This is a genomic window from Streptomyces sp. NRRL F-5630, assembly GCF_000719475.1.
GTDB lineage: Bacteria > Actinomycetota > Actinomycetes > Streptomycetales > Streptomycetaceae > Streptomyces.
In genome coordinates this window covers 206,264-223,828 of the sequence record NZ_JOGO01000004.1, presented here as the reverse complement: position 1 = coordinate 223,828, position 17,565 = coordinate 206,264, and the positions used below count along the sequence as shown (strand labels likewise).

Sequence of the window (17,565 nt, the reverse complement as noted above, 5' to 3'; positions counted from 1 at the left end):
TGCTCCTCGTTCAGTTCTTGGCTTCGACGTGGGCGACGACGGCGAGCGGGCGGCCCGCGTGCGGGGCCGTGAAAGCTTCGTACAGCGCCTCGTGATCACGGCCGTCGACGTCCTCGACCGCCCAGCCGCCGACCGCGAACCGCGCGGAGAGGGCCCCGTCCCGGCCCCAGCGGGCAGACGCGTTGTCGATCACGACGGTGTGCAGCCGGTCGAGCCCCGCCGCCCCCGCGAAGGCGATGGCCTCCTCGTTCGAGCCCTCGTCGAGTTCGGCGTCCCCGACGAGCACCCACACGGCGGCGTCGCCCAGCCCGCGCGCCTTGAGGCCGAGCGTGACACCGACCCCGAGCGGCAGCCCGTGCCCGAGCGAACCGCTGCCGATCTCGGCCCCGGGCACGAGCGTGCGGTCCGGGTGGAAACCGAGCGGCGAGTCGAAGCCACCGAAGTCGTCGAGCCACTCGACCGGCACGAAGCCCTTCGCGGCGAGCACCGCGTAGTACGCCATGGGCCCGTGCCCCTTCGACAGCAGGAACCGGTCCCGCCCCGGTTCGTCGGCCGTCTCCGGCGTCACGCGCAGCACCCGGTCGTAGAGCACCCACAGCACGTCCAGCGTCGAGGTCGCCGCGGGCCCGTGCTTCTCGTCCCCGGTCAGCCGTGACATGAGCCCCGGCAGCTCCGCGTACCCCTGGGAACCGGCCTGCGCCGGCGTGAAGATCGTCATGCGGACGACGATAAAACCTCAACCAGACTTGAGGTCAACGCTCGCCCGCCCCGGAAACCTGGCACGACCACGGCCCGGAATGCGGTACGCTTTCTGTGCGCGTCCGGCCCGGGCCTTCCACCCGAAAGCCCAGGTCACTCGCGCATCGGGACGTGGCGCAGCTTGGTAGCGCACTTGACTGGGGGTCAAGGGGTCGCAGGTTCAAATCCTGTCGTCCCGACTGGAGGCAGTCGGCTTTTTTCAGGGCCGGTACCGGAGAGATCCGGTACCGGCCCTGAGGCGTTTCCGCTGGACCGGTGGGGCCAGGCTCCTGTGGCCGGTGCTTCGGCGGGGTGGTGGCGGGGCGTACGGCGGTGCGGCGGGCGCAGTGTGCGGCTCCGGTGCCGGTGCTTTCGTGAGTACCGGGGTGCGGGGAGCGCTGAGTGGTGTGTGCGGCGTGGCCGGGCTGCGGCGCAGGATGTGGGTGGATGGGGTTCCGATCTCGCGGAACCCGGGGAGTCCGGTGTGCCGGAGGCCGTGGTGGCGCAGGTGCTCGTGGCCGAGTGTGATGGCGACCGGGACCGAGTGGATGGCGTCGTGCAGGACGCCGGTGAAGAGGCGGGTGCCGGGGTCGGATCTCGCGCCACTCCCGGCGCTGGGTGACGAAGAGGCGGATCTCCTCGGCGATGGGTACAGCACGACCAGCGTGGCGCCTCCTCGCCTGCCCCTCTTTGAAGGGGCTTCCGCGTGCCCCGGCCCGGAGATTCCCAAAGGCGGATGCCTTACAGGCTGTTGGCGTAGAAGCTGGCGAGTCGTTCGACGGCGGCGTCGACGTACTTGGGTTCGTCGTACATCTCGTAGTGGCCGGCGCCGTCGATCACCATGAGGTCGACGGGGTTGGGGGCCAGCTTCCACAACCGCATGCCGGTCTCGTAGGAGCCGGTGTTACCGATACGTCCGGCGAGGATGACCTGCAGTGGCTGGGTCATGAGCCGATCGGCCAGGTGGAACGCGTCGTAGCCCAGCAGGAGGGAGTCGCTGCGCGAGAGGCGCCGGTTCGTGGAGTGTTCGTGTCCGCCGCGCTCGGTGCGGTAGTAGGTGATGGCCTGAGTGGTGTCGATGTCGGTCAGGCCCGCTGCCGAGGCTTCCTCAAGGCTGTCGGGCAGCCACTTCACGCGGGTCAGCTCACCGGAGCGGACCTCTTCGGTCCGTGCGTCCGCGAGGGCGTCGAGTGCCGCGACCGGACCGTCGGGGGTGAAGCCGCGGAAGGCGGCGCCGATGTCGCCGGGGACGACCGTGCCGACCGCTTTGATGCGATGGTCGGTGCGGGCGGTGTGCACGGCGTAGCCCCCACCGGCGCAGATGCCGAGGACGCCGATGCGTTCCGGGTCGATGCCGGGGGACGTGGTGAGCGCGTCGATGGCGTAGGAGATGTCCTCACCTCGGCGGTAGGGGTCTTCGAGATCACGGGGCTCGCCTTCGCTCTGGCCCTGATGGGCGGGGTCGGGGACGAGCGCGGCGATGCCGTGGGCGGCTAGGCGGGAGGCGTAATTGGCGCCGATCTGCTCCTTCACGCTGCTGCCCGGGGTGGAGACCACCACGGCGGGCAGCGGTGCACCGCTGTCGGCGTTGTCGGGCAGGTGAAGGTCTGTGGCGAGGGTGAGGGGACCGCGCGGGATCGAGAGGTGCTGAAGCATGCGCTTCCTTCGTGAGAGAGTCGTTCCGTAGAAGCTAAGTACAAAGAAGTAACTTGTACATTCTAGAACTAATACGAAACTGTACCACCTGGAGGTGGGCTCGCATGTCGGTCGACGGGGCGCAGCTGTGGACGCTCAACCAGCGGCTGCTGGGCGTCGTGATGGATGCCTGCACGGGGGAGCTGACGAAGCTGGGGTTGGAGACGAAGGAGTTCTTCGTCCTGGCCCAGGTCGAGGCATCGCCGTATCCGGCCGAGATCGCCACCGCGCTGCTGCTGCCCAAGGCGAGCGTCACGGTCTACGTGCGCAACCTCGTCGCCAAGGGCTTTGTCCGCCGCGAGATCGACGAGAAGGACTTGCGGCGTCACCGGCTCGTGCTGACCCCCGAGGGCACGAAAGCCCGCGATCGAGCACTTGCGGCCCTCGCGGAGGAGTACGACCGCAGGCTGGCGAGGGTCACCCCCCAGGATCGCGTGGAACTGCAACGCATCCTCGAAACCATGCTCGCCTCGTCGGCGGCGTGAGCCCTTATACGCGAGTGACGCGTCCTCCAAGGCCCGGTACGCCATCGAGGACGGCCTCGCGGCACGCACCGCTGCCCGGCCGCACCATCGGGGTGCGACCGCGTGGATGCCTCAGGCCGTTCAGCTCGCGGCGGTGTCTGCCCGGGATGAGGGTGCTTCTTCGCGCGCGGACCGTTCGCCCAGCCACGTCAGATGTTCGGCGATCTGGAAGGCCGCGCCGCCTTCGTGGCCGTTGAAGCGCCAGACACGGATGTCCGCTCCCGGCCGGACACCGCCGGGTAGACGACCTTCCGGACCGTGCCCTCCGGCTCGCCGATCGACGCCTCGGCGAGCTTGAAGAGGATGTTCTCCTTGCCCGACACCTTCTCGAACGCGTTGACCAACTGCTCGGTGACCTTCTTCTCCGCCCGCGCCCCGATCCGGTGCACCGTGGAGATCAGCAGCTCCGCCAGCGTGTCCGTGCTCTCCCGCTCCCACTCGTGCAGCAGCGCGGCCAGCAGCGTCACCCGCAACGGCAGCGGGTGCGTGCGCAGGTGGGAGGGCGACTCCACCGCGGCCCGTGCCCGCCACCCGGCCACCACCTTCGGCGCGACGCCCGCGAACAGGTCCGCAGGCAGCCCGATCACGCGGACCGCCAGCAGCCTGTCGATCTCGGTGAGCATCGTCTCCAGGCTGACGTTCCCGGACGCTTCCTTGATCTTCCTCAGGACCGGCGGCCCGGCGTGGCACCGGCGGACCCGGTCGTTGAGCATCCGGTCGCACCGCAGGCCTTGCGGTGGGCCGACCACTACAGCAACGCGAACGAGGGCCGATGCCGAAGCCCGCCCACGACCGACGTACGGCTACGACCCGGAGACACGAACGGTCCGGGTCGACCAGCACGACCCGGCGGGGTCGCTGCTGATGGTCCGCTCGCCGATGGGCAGGGGGCTTTTCAGGGGAGTGTGCCGGTGCCGACCGGTTGTGGGGCCGGGGTTGTCGCGGTGCGCCGATAGGTACTGGGGCTGGTGCCGCGGGTCCGTTTGAACGCCGCGCTGAAGGCGAACGCGTCGGAGTAGCCCACTGTGCGGGCGATCTCCGCGACGGTCATCGTCTCGCGCTCGGTCAGCAGGTCGGCCGCGAGTGTCATGCGCCAGTGGGTGAGGTAGGTCAGGGGCGGTTCGCCGACCAGTTCGGTGAACCGCTTGGCCAGGGTGGCGCGCGACACCCCGGTCCGGCAGGCCAGTGAGGCGACCGTCCACGGCGCCGCCGGTTCCGCGTGCAGCAGGCGCAGCGCGCCGCCCACCACGGGGTCGCGCCCGGCGGAGTACCAGCCGGGCGGAGTGCCACCGGGCCGGTCGAAGTACTCGCGCAGCGCGCACACCAGCATCCAGTCCAGCAGCCGGTCGAGGACCACCTGCTGGCCCGGCGTGTCGGCGGCCACCTCGGCGGCGAGGTGCTCCCACACCGGATCGGGCTCGCCGCTGGAGCCCACCCGCAGCACGACGGGCAGCGCGTCGAGCAGCCTGCGGCTGATCTCGCCGCGCACCGGATAGGCACCGACGACCAGGGTCGTCGCGTCCTCCCCGCCGTTGCCGGCGTCGTGCCAGCCGAGCCGGTGGCGTGTCCCGCCCTGCTCGGGCGTCGAGCAGAACGCGCCGCACGCGACGGGTTCGGCTCCCGTGCCCACCTCGTCGACGAAGAGGAAGGGTGCGGGGCCTCGCACGATCACTGTCTCGCCGATGTCCAGACGTTCGGGAGGGCGGCGCTCGGGCACGATCCAGCCGCCTCCGCGCAGGACGGTGCACAAGGTCAGCGGCGCGCCGTCCACGAAGTGGAGCGACCAGGGCGGGGTCAGGGTCGAACTGCCGAACAACGAGCCCTGGGCCCGCACGCCGCGCAGGAGATCGCCGAAAGCATCCACTCGCCCAGCCTAAACGATCCAGACGATCACCCAGGTGGTCTGGCTTATCACCCATGGAATCGTCCGGCCGTGTGCCGTTGACTCGCTGACATGAACGACGACATCACTCTTGTCCTTGGCGCGACGGGCAACACCGGCCGACGGGTGGCCGCCCGGTTGCGGCTGCGCGAGACGCCCGTACGCACCGCCTCCCGTACCAGCCCGACCCCGTTCGACTGGTTCCACCCCGCCGGCTGGGACCAGGTCCTGCGGGAAGTCACCACCGCCTACGTCGTGCCCCCGTCCGTGCCCGGCCCGGTGCACGACTTCGTGACGCGGGCCGAGGCCGCTGGGGTGCGGCGCCTGGTCCTGCTCTCCGCTCACGGAGCCGACGACTGGGGCGACTCCGCGTTCGGGCGGGACATGCGCTCGGCCGAGGACGCCGTACGCGGCTCGACGCTGGAGTGGACCATCCTGCGCCCCTCCAACTTCGACCAGAACTTCGACGGCCACCCCTTCCGCGCGCCGCTGGCCGCGGGCGAGCTGGCGCTTCCGGCAGGTGCCGTCCCGGAGCCGTTCATCGACCTGGAGGACGTCGCCGACGTGGCGGCCACGGTGCTGTCCGAGCCCGGCCGGCACGCGGGCCGGGTCTACGAGCTGACCGGGCCACGCGCGCTGACCTGGGCGGAAGCGGTCGAGCTGATCTCCCGGGCGTCCGGCCTGCCCATCGCCTACCGGCGCGTCTCCCCGGCCGAGCACACCGCGACGCTGGTCCAGGAGGGCTGGAGCCAGGACGAGGCCCAGGACCTCACCGAGATGTTCCTCCTCCTCGAACGAGGAGTGACCGCCTGGACGACGAACGACGTCGCCACCGTGCTCGGACGCGCCCCACGGACCTTCGAGGACTTCGTCCTGCGGGCCACGGCGGCGAAAGCCTGGCAGCGCTGAGGCCCGTGTGGACCGGGGTGGCGTGCCGGGCCCCGGAGACCGAGCACCGCACGCCGCCCCGCAGACCCCCACCACCTGTTGACGTCCATCCCTCACATGACTGGAGCCATCGATGCACACCCTGCTCGTCGCCGCCAACCCCGAACCCCGGTCCCTGACGCACTACGTGCTGGGAAGACTTGAGGCAGCGCTCCCACCCGGTTCTGTCGAGATCGCCGACTTGGCCGCGGAGGGGTTCGACCCCCGGTTCACCCCGGCCGATCGTCGGGCGTACCACGACGGCGGCAACTACCCGGCTGACGTGGCGGCTGAGCACCGCCGTCTCGAGCGCGCCACCGATCTCGTGCTGGTCTTCCCCGTGTACTGGTGGTCGATGCCCGCCCTCCTGAAGGGGTGGATCGACCGTGTCTTCGCCAACGGCTGGGCCTTCACGGACTCCCCGGCTTCAGGTTGGCAACCGAAACTGCAGGCCCTCACCATCCACCTCCTCCCCATCGCAGGCGTCGACGCCCGTGCGTGCGAACGCCACGGATACGAGAACGCGCTGCGCACGCAGATCGAGCACGGCATCATCGACTACTGCGGCAGCCGACGCGGCTCCACAGCGTTCCTCTACGAGTCCGAACAACTCACCCCCGAGACCACGGTGCGAGAAGTCGACCGCGCGGTGCGGATCATCACCGAAGCCATCCATGCCCGCCCCACAGCGGGAACCGCCGGCCCCGCTTCGGCCGGCTTGCCGCCAGTGGGAAGCCAGTGACCCGCGGCAGGCCCGTGGGCAGGAGGTGGTGACTTCGTCGAGCACGTCGTCGCGGGCGATGTTCTTCCGTGGGACACCGGGCGCGGCTCGCCGTACAAGTCCTGTGGGCCGCCAAGTTCTACGGGCCGCCACGTTCTATGGGCCGCGTTCGACGCACCGGTGCCGCCAGGCGCGGATCGTGTCCGGAGCGATCCGCGCGACCGGCGGGATACCTCCATGAGCGGGCGGCCTTCGGCGCGCTTCGGCACGATCCGCGATCTCTGGGGCGGGACCTGGGCCGTCGTCCGGCGAGGTGACCAGCCCCCAGCACCGCCCGCCGGGCATCGGTGACCGACAACGGCGGAAGCCTCGGACCCGGAGGGCTCGTGCCCGGCGAAAGACGAATGTCCGGCAGTCCCCTGGCGGAGTCCTGTCAGGGCTGCGCCAGGAAAGCGTCGATGGCCGCCCAGGTCGCGTTCGGGGCCTCAAGGTGGGGGAGGTGCCCGGCTTCCGGGATTTCGACGAACCGCGCGCCGGGCACCGCGTGCGCGACGGCCCGCCCGTATGCCGGTGTGACGATCCGGTCGCTCTCGCCCCACAGCACCAGCGTGGGGACGTTCACCGTACCGAGCCGACCGAGCAGCGTCGGGTCGCTCATGCCCGGACCGGCGATGGCGGCCATCGTGCGTCCGTTGGCCTGCTGGATCGCGCGCTGCTCATCGGTGAGGCCGGCCGGGTCGACGTATCCGCGCTCCGGGTCGTGCCAGGCGGCCTCGGCGAGCCCGCGGGCGTCGAGGGCGAAGAAGTCCGCGACGGGCTCGCCCTCCACTTCCGCTCCGACGCCGTCGATGTCGACCACGGCCCCGATCACTCCCGTGCAGCGCTCGTCGTGGGCGGCCTGCGCCGCCATTTCGAGCGCGATCCACCCGCCGATCGAGGACCCGATCAGGACGACGTCCCGCTCTTCGTGCTCCAGCAGGCGCGTGAGGTAGGCGGTCGCGAGTTGGGCGAGCGAGGTGAGGGAGCCGGGACGCGTGGTGCCCTCCCAGCCGGGATGTGTCGGCGCGAAGGCGTGCAAGGTGGCGGCGAGATGCCCCACGACGGGCGCGACGGTCCTGGGCCCGCCACCGCCGTGCAGCACGAGCGCGGTGCGTGCGCCGGGCGGGCCGGCCTGGAGGACGGGAAGGTCTTCGGACAGGGCGATGCGCATGATGCTCCCTGTGAGTAAGCATGTTGATATAAGGCTGTTGATAAAGTAGCAGCATGACGACCGACCTGGAAGCCCTCGGATTGGCGATCAAGCGGGCGCAGCACCGCAACCACCGCACGATGGATGCCGCGCTGCGCGAGATCGGGGTGAGCCTCGTCCAGTGGGATGCCCTGCGCGCCATCGAGCGGATGCCAGGGGCCTCCGGGCATGAACTCGCCGTCGCGACGTTCCAGAGCGATCAGGCCTTCGGCACCCTGGCGAGCCGACTGGTGGACCGAGGATTGATCGTGCGCTCCGCGGGCCACGGGCGACGCGTCGCGCACACTCTCACCGAGGCGGGGCGCACCGCACTCGTCGAAGGGCGGCAATTGGCGATCGGTGTACTGCGGGACCTCTTCGCACCCCTCGATGACGGGCAACGCACCGAATTGCTCCGATCGCTGCGGAAACTCACCGAGGGCATGTGAGCAGGCATCACGCCGCCTGAAAGCCGCTCACTGCCTTCCGGGTCGTGTGGGAGCGCCGCCATCAGCCTGGGGGCACCCCGAACCGGACCGCGGGCCGGCGAGCGACGCACTCGAATACGTCGAGGCCGACCCGTGCCGGAAAGCCGGGCACGTACCTGTGAAGGCGTGACCGGGCCGCATCAAGTGGCGGGTCGTAGCCGGTCGTTGAGGGCAGCGCCGACTTCGGGGCAGGTCCTGCGGATGGTGTCGAGGAAGGCGCGCAGCACCGGGGAGTGATCGCGGGCCGCGAAGGACAGGACGAGATCGGGCAGGGGAGTGCTCGGGGTCACTTCGCAGAACCGCACGCCGGGACGCGGAACCGCCCTCATGCGCGACGGCCCCAGGCCGACGCCCACGCCGGAGGCGGCGAGGCCGATGATCGTGTGCACGTCCCTCGCGACGGTCGCGCCGCCGAGTGCCGAGGAGTCCGTGCCCAGCAGGGTGCGCAGTCCGGCGACTACAGCGGGCTCGTCCTCGCCGGCCGACACGATCAGCGGCTGTCGCCGCAACTGCTCGACGCTCACGGAGAACTGACCCGCGTACGGGTGCGCCGTGCTCACCACAGCGATCACGTGGTCGCGTCCGATCGGGACGGACACGAGATGCTCGGCTCCGGCACCCCGGGGCGGGCCGAGGGTGACGGCCACGTCCAGCTCCCCGGCGACGAGAGCCGGGCCGCTGCGGCTGGTCGCCATCTCGTGCAGTTCCAGTCTCACGTCGGGCCGTTCCCGGCCGAACCGGCTCAGGACGCCCGGCAGCGGGTCGAGCAGTGCCGAGGCGATGAAGCCGAGACGCAGCCGTCCCGTCTCGCCGCGCGCGGCCCGGCCCGCGTCCACCGCGGCCGCCGCGATCTCGTCGAGCGCCCGGCGCGCCCGCGCGAGGAACGCCTCGCCGGCGGCGGTCGGGAAGACCCCCTGACGTGTGCGGTCGAACAGCCGGGCCCCGACCTCGCGCTCCAGGTCGGCGATCTGTTTGGACAACGGCGGCTGCGCGATGCCCAGTTCACCGGCGGCGCGGCCGAAGTGCCCGTGCTCGGCGAGAGCGACCGCATACCGCAGGTGTCGCGCTTCCATGACTCGCTCCGCCTCACCTCGGCTGGTGGCAATACCTCAAAGATATCGCCATGCCGCTTACCAGATCTATTCATGGATGGCGCTGGGGTTCCTGTCTGCAATGGAGCCATGAGGAACGTATTCCTGACCGACACCGTCTTCGTTTTCGTGCACGGCGCCTGGCACGGCTCCGGGCAGTGGGCGGCGACGCAGCGCGCGCTGGCCGGACTGGGCGCGGCGAGCGTGGCCGTCGACATGCCGGGCCACGGCTTCGACGCGCCCCTGCCCACCGGATACCTGCTGCCCGGCCAGCCGGGCCTGCGGACCGAGAAGTCACGGCTCGCCCTCCTGACGATGGACGACTGCGCCGACGCGGTGCTGAGCGTCCTGCGCCAGGTGCGTCGCCACCGCACTGTCGTGCTCGTCGCGCACAGCGCGGGCGGCGGCCCGGCGTCTCTGGCCGCCGAGCGCGCGCCCGAGCTGGTGGACCGGATCGTCTACCTGTCCGCGTTCGTCCCGGGCGGGCGGCCGCGGTTCTCCGACTATCTGGGCTCACCCGAGAACGCCACCGCGCTCGGCCGGAACTTGAACCTCGGCGACCCCGAGTCCCTGGGCGCCGTACGGATCAACCCGCTCTCACCCGACCCCGCCTACCTCGACGAACTGCGGGAAACCCACTACCACGACACCCCCCTGGACCGCTTCGACCGGTGGCGGACCGCGCTGAGCCCCGATCTGCCCCTGGCGATCCCGACGACTCCGGTCACGCTGAGCGCGGCACGGTGGGGACGGATTCCACGGACTTTCCTGCGCTGCGCCGAGGACCGGGCGCTGGCACCGGCCGCGCAGGACCTGATGATCGCGGAAGCCGACCGGGCCTTCCCCGGTAACCCGTTCACTGTGCACACCCTGCCCGGCAGCCACAGCCCGTTCGCGGCCCGGCCGGGCCAGCTCGCCGCGGTCCTCGCCGCGTGAGCCGGCGCCGGCCCGTGGGGGATGCCCCGTGCCCGGGCACGGGACGGGTCGCGGGCGGTGGTGGCGGGCGGCTCGTACTGCCGGTCGTACTGAGCGCGACCTTCGTGCAGTTGCTCAACGTCACCGTCGCGCAGATCGCCGCCCCGGCGATCCGGGCCGACCTGGGTGCCGGCTCCGGTGCCCTGCAACTGATCCTGGCCGGGTACACCCTGACCTACGCCTGCTTGCTCATCACGGCCGCGCGCCTCGGCGACCGGTACGGCTACCACCGGCTGTTCGTGCTGGGCACCGTCGTCTTCGTGGCCGGTTCAGTAGCGGCCGCGTGTGCCCCGGATGCCACATTCCTCATCACGGCCCGGCTGGTACAAGGCGCGGGCAGCGGCCTGGTCGCCCCGCAGGTCCTGTCGATCATCCAGGTCGCCGTCCCCGCCGCCCGGCGCCCCCGGGCTCTCGGCCTGTTCGGTGCCACGATGGGAGCGGCGTCGCTGGCCGGGCCACTGATCGGCGGACTTCTCGTCGGCGCCGACGCCTTCGGTCTCGGCTGGCGCTCGGTGTTCCTGGTCACGGTGCCGGTGGCACTCGTCTCGCTCGCGGGCGCCACCGTACTGCCTCGTGCACGAGGCGCGGCCGGACAGCGCGTGGACGGGGTGGGGGTGGTGCTGACCACCGTGGGCTTCGGCGCGCTGGTGCTGCCGCTCGCGCTGGGAGGGGAGGCCGGCTGGCCCTGGTGGACCTGGGCCGGCCTGGCCGCGTCCGTGGCCCTTCTCGGCTGCTTCGCCCTGACTCTCCCGCACCGCCCGGATCCTCTGGTGCATCCGTCGCTGTTCCGCGAGCGGAGGGCGCGTGCGGGGGTCCTGCTGGTGTTCGTGTTCAACTCCGGGGTGCCGTCCTTCACCTACCTGCTGTTCCTGCATCTCCAGTCGGCCCTCGGGTATCCCGCCCTCGCGGCCGCGCTGACGTCCGCTCCCTTCGCGGCCGCGGCCGTGCTGGGCAGCCGTGGCGCACCCGCGCTGGCCCGCCGGCACGGGTCGGCCGTGCTCACGGTCTCGGCGCTGGTACTGGCGGGGACGGCCCTGGCTCTCGCGCCGCTCATCGGCACGGCGGCCGGACGCTGGGCGGCGTTGCCCGTCCTGGCTCTCGGCGGCGCCGCGTTCGGCTCGTTCACCGCCTCGGTGTTCGCTCTGGTGCTGGCGGGGGTGGAGGGTTCCGCGGCCGGTTCCGTGTCCGGGCTGCTGCCCACGGCCCAGCAACTTGGCGGGTCGATCGGCGTGGCCGCGGCGGGGCTCGTCTACTTCGCACCCGCCTCCGGGCCGGGCGCCGCATTCCGGCACGCCATGCTCTACGAGGCCGCCGTCTTCGCCGTCACCGCGCTGATCAGCCTCCGGATGCGCGAGCGCAACGGGTCAGCCGCGCCACGGGCAGATGCGGCACGTGCCGCGGGCGGGGGAGACGCGACGCGTGGTGCGGGGACTTCCGGATCACCGAGATCGTGAGCCCGGCGAAGCGCCCGGATACGAGGCGGCGGGTTCGTGAGCCCCGACGCCGAGCCGGTCCGCGGCCTCCTCCGCCTCCGCCGTCCGCGCGTCCCATGCTGAGAGGATCAGTTGAACGAGGCGGCCGGTGGTGGCGGACGGCGAGACCCCGGCCCGCCCGAAGACGGCCGTGGAGCAGAACCCGCGTCACGCGTGTCCGGACACCGGTTCTGGCTCTCCTGGCGGCCAGGGCCCGTGCACCGGTGGATGAGCACACGTGTGCGCGGGGGCCGGATACCGGTTGGAACGCGCACACGTACCGCTCTTCCGCTCGGGCCCTGCGAGGCAGGGGACGCCGCCAGGTTCACGCCCCTGGCGCTCGGGGGCGGCACGAGGTGCGCGGCGTCGCCGAGCAGGTACCGGCGGCCGTCGCTCACCGGGTCGTGGACCACGCCGCGCACCGGCACCGGCGTCTTGCCGGCGAGGGGTCCCTCGGGCGCGGCGTGGTTCAGGCCCCCTCCTCAGCGGACGGCCCTGCCCCTACCCGCGGTCATGCGGGGAGGTGGCGCTCTCGCTGCCCGTCGGGTGGGCGGAGCGGAGGTCGCGGAAGAACGTGGTGATGTCCTCCGCGAGCAGGGTGGGCTCTTCGTGGGCGGCGAAGTGCCCGCCGCGCGGCATGTGCGTGTAGCGGGTGAGGTGGTAGGTGCGTTCGGCCCAGCTGCGCGGGGGCGAGCAGGTGGATGCCGAGGACGGAGCCGGGATGGGCCTCGGCGAGCCGGGAGGTGACGCCGGCGCCGAGATCTCCGCCGTGGGCCGCGTACCGCTGGAAGCCGAGGTGGTCGTGCACCCATCCGCCCGCGGCCATCCGGGTGGCGGCCGGGGAGAGGAGAGGCGGGACGGGAAGAGCTGGGAGCAGGGCCTGCGGCTCGCCGCCGCTCCGCCTGGGGGTGGCTCGGCGACGCAGGGAACGGAGGAGCGGGCAGGTGGTGCGAGCAGAGGTGAGACCGCCGGACTGGCGGGCCGTGGACGCCGAGCCGTCCGCCGCCGTCGCCGAGGTCCTGGAGAGGGTGCTGGCCCCCCGCGTGGCGGAGGCCGCCCGCCTCGACGCCTCCTTCGGCAGCCAGATCGCGCGATGGCTCGCGACGACCACGCGCGGCGGCGGACGGCGGCTGCGCTCGGCGTTCGTGTGGTGGGGCCTGCGCGTGTCCTGCCCCGCACCGGCACCCGAGACCGTCGCCGTCGCGCTCATCGCGGGCGCCGCCGTCGAACTCCTCCAGTCCTGCGCGCTCGTGCAGGACGACGTCATGGACAACTCGCCCGTCCGGCGCGGGCAGCCCGCGCTGCACGTCCTCCTCGACTCGGCGCGCCCGGCCGAGACCGCGCCGGGAGGGCTCGGCTTCGGCCGGTCGGCGGCCGTCCTCGCGGGCGACCTCGCCCTGGTCTGGGCCGAGGACGTGTTCGCCACGGCCCACCCGCCACCCGAGGTCGCCGCGTCGGCGCGCCGCCTGTGGAGCGTGCTGCGGGCCGAGATGATCGCCGGTCAGTACCTCGATCTGGCGGGCCAGGCGGATGCCTCCCACTCCGCCACGCACGCCCTGCGCACCGCCGTGCTCAAGAGCGGGCGCTACTCGGTCGCGCGCCCCCTGGAACTGGGCGCCGTCCTCGCCGCCGCCCCGCCCGAGGTGTGCCGCGGGCTGCGCGCCGCCGGCGCCGCGGCCGGGCTCGCCTTCCAGCTCCGCGACGACCTCCTCGCCGTGTGGGGCGACGCCGCCCGCACCGGTAAGCCCACCGGCGAGGACATCCGGGAGGGCAAGCCCACCCTCCTCGCCGCGCTCGGCTTCTCGCGCGCCGCCGCACGCCCTCGGGGAGCCGCCCTCGCCGTCCTGCGGCGCGGCTACGGCAACCCGGCGGCCGGTCCTGCCGAACTCGCCGCCGTCCGCGAAGTCCTGGAGGAGACCGGCGCACGCCGCGATGTCGAGGCGTACATCGCCCGGCTGGTGCGGCGGGCGAGCGCGCGCGTGGCGGCGCTGCCCGGGGCACCCGAGGCGCGGGCCCGGCTGCTCGCCCTCGTCCGGCTCGCCGCGGGAACCGCCGACCCGGCCGGTTGCCCGCCCTCCCCGGCCCACCCGCCACCCGTCCGGGGCGAGAGCGGTCCCGGCCGTGCGCAACACCCGCCGTCCCCGGCTCCCGTCCGCCCGGCGGGCCCCCCGTGCCCCGCCACCGACGACCGGACCCCGCACGCCCGGCCGGTCACCCCTGCCCACCCGGCTCCGCACGGGCACCACCCGCCGGGGCCCGCCGCCTCTCCGCGCCCGGGCACGCCTCCGTGTCCCTTCCCAGCCGAGGAGCCCTCCTGAAGACCGTCGCCGGCCCCACCTCCCACGTCGTCGTCGTCGGCGCGGGACTCGCCGGGCTCTCCGCCGCCCTCCACCTGCTCGGCTCCGGCCGCCGCGTCACCGTGCTCGAACGCGACCCGCTGCCCGGTGGACGCGCGGGCCTGCTCCGCCACGGGGACTACCACCACGACACCGGGCCCACCGTGCTCACCATGCCCGAGCTGCTGGAAGAGGGCTTCGCGGCGGTGGGCGAGCGGCTGTCCGACCACCTCGACCTGGTTCCCCTGCACCCCGCCTACCAGGCCCGGTTCGCCGACGGCAGCACCCTGCCGGTGCACACCGACGCCGCGACGATGGAGGAAGCGGTCCGCGACTTCGCGGGCCCCGCCGAAGCGCTCGGCTACCGTCGCCTGCGCACCTGGCTCAGCCACCTGTACCGCGCCCAGATGCGCCGCTTCATCGACAGCAACTTCGACTCGCCGCTCGGGCTGCTCACCCCCGACCTCGCCCGGCTCGCCGCCCTCGGCGGCTTCGGGCGCCTCGACACCAGGATCGGCCACTTCCTGCGCGACGAGCGCCTGCGCCGCGTCTTCACCTTCCAGTCCCTCTACGCGGGGGTCGCGCCCGCCCGCGCCCTCGCCGCCTACGCCGTGATCGCCTACATGGACACCGTCGCCGGGGTGTGGTTCCCGCGCGGAGGCATGCACGCCGTGCCCCGGGCGATGGCGGCCGCGGCCGCCGCCGCCGGAGCCGAACTGCGCTTCTCCACACCCGTGCTGAGCCTGGAGCGCGGCGCGGGCCGCGTCACCGCCGTCCACGTCCCCGAGGAACGGATCGCCTGCGACGCCGTCGTCCTCACCCCCGACCTGCCGGTCACCTACGAGCTGCTCGGCGCGCGCCCCCGCCGGGCGGTCCCGCTGCGCTTCGCGCCCTCCGCCGTCGTCCTGCACGCCGGGACCGACCGCACCTGGGACCACCTCGGACACCACACCCTCGACTTCGGGCACTCCTGGGCCACCACCTTCGAGGAACTCACGCGCCACGGGCGTGTGATGAGCGACCCCTCCCTGCTCATCACCCGGCCCACCGCCACTGATCCCGCCCTCGCGCCCCCGGGCAAGCACCTCCACTACATCCTCGCGCCCTGCCCCAACACCGCCCTCGGCCCCGGCCCCGCCGCGTGGCACGACCTCGCACCCCGCTACCGCGACAGCCTCCTCACCGTCCTGGAACAGCGCGGTATGACCGGCATCGCGGACTCCATCGAGCACGAGACCCTCGTCACCCCCGCCACCTGGCACGACCGGGGCCACGCCGCGGGCACCCCCTTCTCCGCCGCGCACACCTTCGCCCAGACCGGCCCCTTCCGCCCCCGCAACCTCGTCCGCGGCACCACCAACGCCGTCCTCGCCGGGTGCGGCACCACCCCCGGCGTCGGTGTCCCCACCGTCCTGCTCTCCGGCAAACTCGCCGCCGCCCGCATCACCGGAGGCCCCCGTTGACCCCCCACGCACCCGCCTCGCGGGCCGCCGGAGGCAAGCGATGACCGCCCGCGAACTCGACGCCGCCCGGATCACCGACCCCGCCCTCCGCGCCGCCTACACCATCTGCCGCACCCTCAACGCGACGCACGGCCGCACCTACTTCCTCGCCACCCGCCTCCTGCCCCCCGACCGCCGTCCCGCCGTGCACGCCCTCTACGGCTTCGCCCGCTGGGCCGACGACATCGTCGACGACCTCGGCGACGACGCGCCGCCCGCCGCCCGCGCCGCGGCCCTCGACCGCTGGCGCGCCCAGCTCCTCGCCGGACTCCGCGACCGCACCGCGACCGAACCCGTCGTCCGCGCCCTCGCCGACACCGCCGAGCGCTACGCCATCGACCACCAGCACTTCGCCGACTTCATGACCGCGATGCGCGCCGACCTCGCCGTCACCGACTACGCCACCTACGAGGACCTGTGCGGCTACATGCACGGCTCCGCCGCCGTCATCGGCCTCCAGATGCTCCCCGTCCTCGGCACCGTCGTCCCCCGCGCCGAGGCGGCCCCCCACGCCGCCGCCCTCGGCCGCGCCTTCCAGCTCACCAACTTCCTGCGCGACGTCGGCGAGGACCTCGACCGGGGCCGCGTCTACCTGCCCGCCGACCTCCTCGCCGCCCACGGCGTGGACCGCCCGCTCCTCGAATGGAGCCGTGCGAGCGGCATCCGCGACGCCCGCATCACCGCCGCCCTGCGCGCCGCCGCCGCGCTGACCCGTGGCGTCTACCGCGAGGCCGCTCCCGGCCTCGCGATGCTCGACCCCGTCGCCCGCCCCTGCATCCGCACCGCCTTCGTCCTCTACGGCGGCATCCTCGACGCCGTCGCGGCGGACGGCTACGCGGCCGTCCACCGCCGTGCCGCCGTCCCCCCGCTCCGCCGCGCCGTCGTCGCCGCCGACGGCCTCGCCCGCCTCGCCGCCGCCCGCCGCCGCGCCCGCGCCACGCCCCGGCGCGCCGCCCCCGGCCCGGCCGCCCGCACCGAGAGGACCGCCCCGTGCCGGGAACAGACCGCCGCGTCCCGCTGAGGCTGCGCAAGCACCCCGTCCCCTGGGACCGCATGCGCCCCACGTGGCGCGACGCCAGACCCGCCCTCATCCGCGAGGCCCTCGCCCGCGCCCAGCGGCGGCCCTCCGGCAACTGGTACGTCCTCGGCCCCTCCACCGCCGTGCGCCCCGGCGCGTCCCGCCCCCTCGCCGCCACCGTCGCCGGCACCGAGGTCGTCGCCTGGCGCACCTCGGGGGGAGAGCTCGCGGCGGGCTCCGGGAGCTGCCCCCACCTCGGCGCCCCGCTGTGCGAGAGCCCCCTGCGCGCCGGCACGCTCGTCTGCCGCTGGCACGGCCTCGCCCTCGACGGCACCCCCACCGCCGGCTGGCAGCCCTACCCCGTCCATGACGACGGCGTCCTCACCTGGGTACGCCTCGACGCCGTCGGCGGCGAGGAACCCCTGCCCGCCCCCGTCCTGCCCGTACGCCCCGAGCCCGCCGGAGCCCTCGCCGCCGTCTACCGCACCGAAGGCACCTGCGAGCCCGAGGACGTCGTCGCCAACCGCCTCGACCCCTGGCACGGGGCCTGGTTCCACCCCTACTCCTTCGTGGACCTCCGCGTCACCGGCACCGACGACGACGTCCTCACCGTGAGCGTCTCCTTCAAGCTCGCCGGGCGGGCCGTCATCCCCGTCACCGCCGTCTTCACCGCGCCCGAACCCCGTACCGTCGTCATGCACATCACCGAGGGCGAAGGCACCGGTTCCGTCGTCGAGACCCATGCCACCCCGCTCGCCCCCGACCCCGGGGGGCGGCCCCGCACCGCCGTCACCGAAGCCGTCATCGCCACCTCGCCCCGCCCCGGCTTCGCCCTCGCCCGCCGCTCCGCCCCCGCGCTGCGCCCCCTCGTGCGCGCCGCCGCCGCCCGCCTGTGGCGCGACGACCTCGCCTACGCCGAGCGCCGCTGGCTGCTGCGGTCCACCGGCCGCTTCCCCGGCTGACCGGCA

The 17,565-nt window shown here is 73.3% G+C and carries 18 protein-coding genes and 1 tRNA gene; 11 read left to right on the top strand and 8 right to left on the bottom strand.

Annotated features, from left to right (window positions below; translation table 11 throughout):
• Nucleotides 1-10: 10 nt before the first annotated feature.
• Nucleotides 11-718: a transketolase gene (locus IF99_RS0103495; protein WP_030994812.1), complete on the bottom strand. Its 708-nt coding sequence runs from the start codon at nucleotides 716-718 to the stop codon at nucleotides 11-13.
• A 146-nt stretch (nucleotides 719-864) separates the two neighbouring features.
• Here IF99_RS0103495 and IF99_RS0103490 point away from each other — a divergent pair.
• Nucleotides 865-938, top strand: a tRNA-Pro gene (locus tag IF99_RS0103490).
• A 541-nt stretch (nucleotides 939-1,479) separates the two neighbouring features.
• On the opposite strand, the gene IF99_RS0103485 is transcribed toward IF99_RS0103490, so the two are convergent.
• Nucleotides 1,480-2,394, bottom strand: coding sequence for an alpha/beta hydrolase (locus IF99_RS0103485; RefSeq protein ID WP_030994811.1), 915 nt, complete (start codon nucleotides 2,392-2,394; stop codon nucleotides 1,480-1,482).
• 104 nt (nucleotides 2,395-2,498) lie between these two features.
• Here IF99_RS0103485 and IF99_RS0103480 point away from each other — a divergent pair, with 104 nt between their 5' ends.
• Entirely contained in the window at nucleotides 2,499-2,918 is a 420-nt protein-coding gene (locus tag IF99_RS0103480) for a MarR family winged helix-turn-helix transcriptional regulator (RefSeq protein ID WP_030994810.1), read from the top strand.
• Nucleotides 2,919-3,106: 188 nt separating this feature from the next.
• On the opposite strand, the gene IF99_RS33290 is transcribed toward IF99_RS0103480, so the two are convergent.
• Both IF99_RS33290 and IF99_RS0103470 read right to left on the bottom strand, forming a co-directional pair.
• Nucleotides 3,107-3,670, bottom strand: a complete 564-nt coding sequence (locus IF99_RS33290) for a hypothetical protein (RefSeq protein WP_030994809.1) — start codon at nucleotides 3,668-3,670, stop codon at nucleotides 3,107-3,109.
• Between the two features lie 182 nt (nucleotides 3,671-3,852).
• Nucleotides 3,853-4,821, bottom strand: coding sequence for an AraC family transcriptional regulator (locus IF99_RS0103470; RefSeq protein WP_030994808.1), 969 nt, complete (start codon nucleotides 4,819-4,821; stop codon nucleotides 3,853-3,855).
• Between the two features lie 90 nt (nucleotides 4,822-4,911).
• Between IF99_RS0103470 and IF99_RS0103465 the strand changes: the two genes are divergently transcribed.
• Together IF99_RS0103465 and IF99_RS0103460 are read left to right on the top strand one after the other, a co-directional pair.
• Nucleotides 4,912-5,748 carry an NAD(P)H-binding protein gene (locus tag IF99_RS0103465; protein ID WP_030994807.1) on the top strand — a complete coding sequence of 279 codons (837 nt, stop codon included), beginning with the start codon at nucleotides 4,912-4,914 and terminating at the stop codon, nucleotides 5,746-5,748.
• A gap of 112 nt (nucleotides 5,749-5,860) precedes the next feature.
• The gene (locus IF99_RS0103460; protein ID WP_030994806.1) at nucleotides 5,861-6,508 is read left to right on the top strand and encodes an NAD(P)H-dependent oxidoreductase; all 648 of its coding nucleotides are present in this window, start codon (nucleotides 5,861-5,863) and stop codon (nucleotides 6,506-6,508) included.
• Nucleotides 6,509-6,920: 412 nt separating this feature from the next.
• Here IF99_RS0103460 and IF99_RS0103455 read toward each other — a convergent pair whose 3' ends face one another.
• Nucleotides 6,921-7,697: an alpha/beta fold hydrolase gene (locus tag IF99_RS0103455; protein ID WP_030994805.1), complete on the bottom strand. Its 777-nt coding sequence runs from the start codon at nucleotides 7,695-7,697 to the stop codon at nucleotides 6,921-6,923.
• A 53-nt stretch (nucleotides 7,698-7,750) separates the two neighbouring features.
• On the opposite strand from IF99_RS0103455, the gene IF99_RS0103450 reads away from it, so the two are divergent.
• A complete protein-coding gene (locus tag IF99_RS0103450) occupies nucleotides 7,751-8,164 on the top strand; it encodes a MarR family winged helix-turn-helix transcriptional regulator (protein WP_030994804.1) in 414 nt (137 codons plus the stop codon).
• A gap of 179 nt (nucleotides 8,165-8,343) precedes the next feature.
• Here IF99_RS0103450 and IF99_RS0103445 read toward each other — a convergent pair whose 3' ends face one another.
• Nucleotides 8,344-9,276: a LysR family transcriptional regulator gene (locus IF99_RS0103445; RefSeq protein ID WP_030994803.1), complete on the bottom strand. Its 933-nt coding sequence runs from the start codon at nucleotides 9,274-9,276 to the stop codon at nucleotides 8,344-8,346.
• Between the two features lie 108 nt (nucleotides 9,277-9,384).
• Between IF99_RS0103445 and IF99_RS0103440 the strand changes: the two genes are divergently transcribed.
• Entirely contained in the window at nucleotides 9,385-10,230 is an 846-nt protein-coding gene (locus IF99_RS0103440; protein ID WP_030994802.1) for an alpha/beta hydrolase, read from the top strand.
• 14 nt (nucleotides 10,231-10,244) lie between these two features.
• Nucleotides 10,245-11,723 (top strand): MFS transporter, encoded by a 1,479-nt coding sequence (locus IF99_RS0103435; protein ID WP_234340571.1) that lies wholly within the window; start codon nucleotides 10,245-10,247, stop codon nucleotides 11,721-11,723.
• Between the two features lie 107 nt (nucleotides 11,724-11,830).
• Here IF99_RS0103435 and IF99_RS35545 read toward each other — a convergent pair whose 3' ends face one another.
• Together IF99_RS35545 and IF99_RS34630 are read right to left on the bottom strand one after the other, a co-directional pair.
• The gene (locus tag IF99_RS35545) at nucleotides 11,831-12,214 is read right to left on the bottom strand and encodes an FAD-dependent monooxygenase (protein ID WP_107048925.1); all 384 of its coding nucleotides are present in this window, start codon (nucleotides 12,212-12,214) and stop codon (nucleotides 11,831-11,833) included.
• 28 nt (nucleotides 12,215-12,242) lie between these two features.
• Nucleotides 12,243-12,380, bottom strand: a complete 138-nt coding sequence (locus tag IF99_RS34630) for a hypothetical protein (RefSeq protein WP_234340570.1) — start codon at nucleotides 12,378-12,380, stop codon at nucleotides 12,243-12,245.
• Nucleotides 12,381-12,685: 305 nt separating this feature from the next.
• On the opposite strand from IF99_RS34630, the gene IF99_RS0103425 reads away from it, so the two are divergent.
• Genes IF99_RS0103425 through IF99_RS0103410 form a run of 4 tightly spaced genes read left to right on the top strand, consistent with a single transcriptional unit; the run spans nucleotide 12,686 to nucleotide 17,559 of the window.
• Nucleotides 12,686-14,059, top strand: coding sequence for a polyprenyl synthetase family protein (locus IF99_RS0103425; RefSeq protein ID WP_107048924.1), 1,374 nt, complete (start codon nucleotides 12,686-12,688; stop codon nucleotides 14,057-14,059).
• Nucleotides 14,029-15,540, top strand: a complete 1,512-nt coding sequence (gene crtI / locus IF99_RS0103420) for a phytoene desaturase family protein (protein WP_078654972.1) — start codon at nucleotides 14,029-14,031, stop codon at nucleotides 15,538-15,540. Before IF99_RS0103425 ends, crtI begins: the two co-directional genes overlap by 31 nt.
• 40 nt (nucleotides 15,541-15,580) lie before the next feature.
• Nucleotides 15,581-16,600, top strand: coding sequence for a phytoene/squalene synthase family protein (locus tag IF99_RS0103415; protein ID WP_030994798.1), 1,020 nt, complete (start codon nucleotides 15,581-15,583; stop codon nucleotides 16,598-16,600).
• A 32-nt stretch (nucleotides 16,601-16,632) separates the two neighbouring features.
• Complete coding sequence (locus IF99_RS0103410) at nucleotides 16,633-17,559, top strand: DUF5914 domain-containing protein (RefSeq protein WP_234340572.1); 927 nt, start codon at nucleotides 16,633-16,635, stop codon at nucleotides 17,557-17,559.
• Nucleotides 17,560-17,565: the final 6 nt, after the last annotated feature.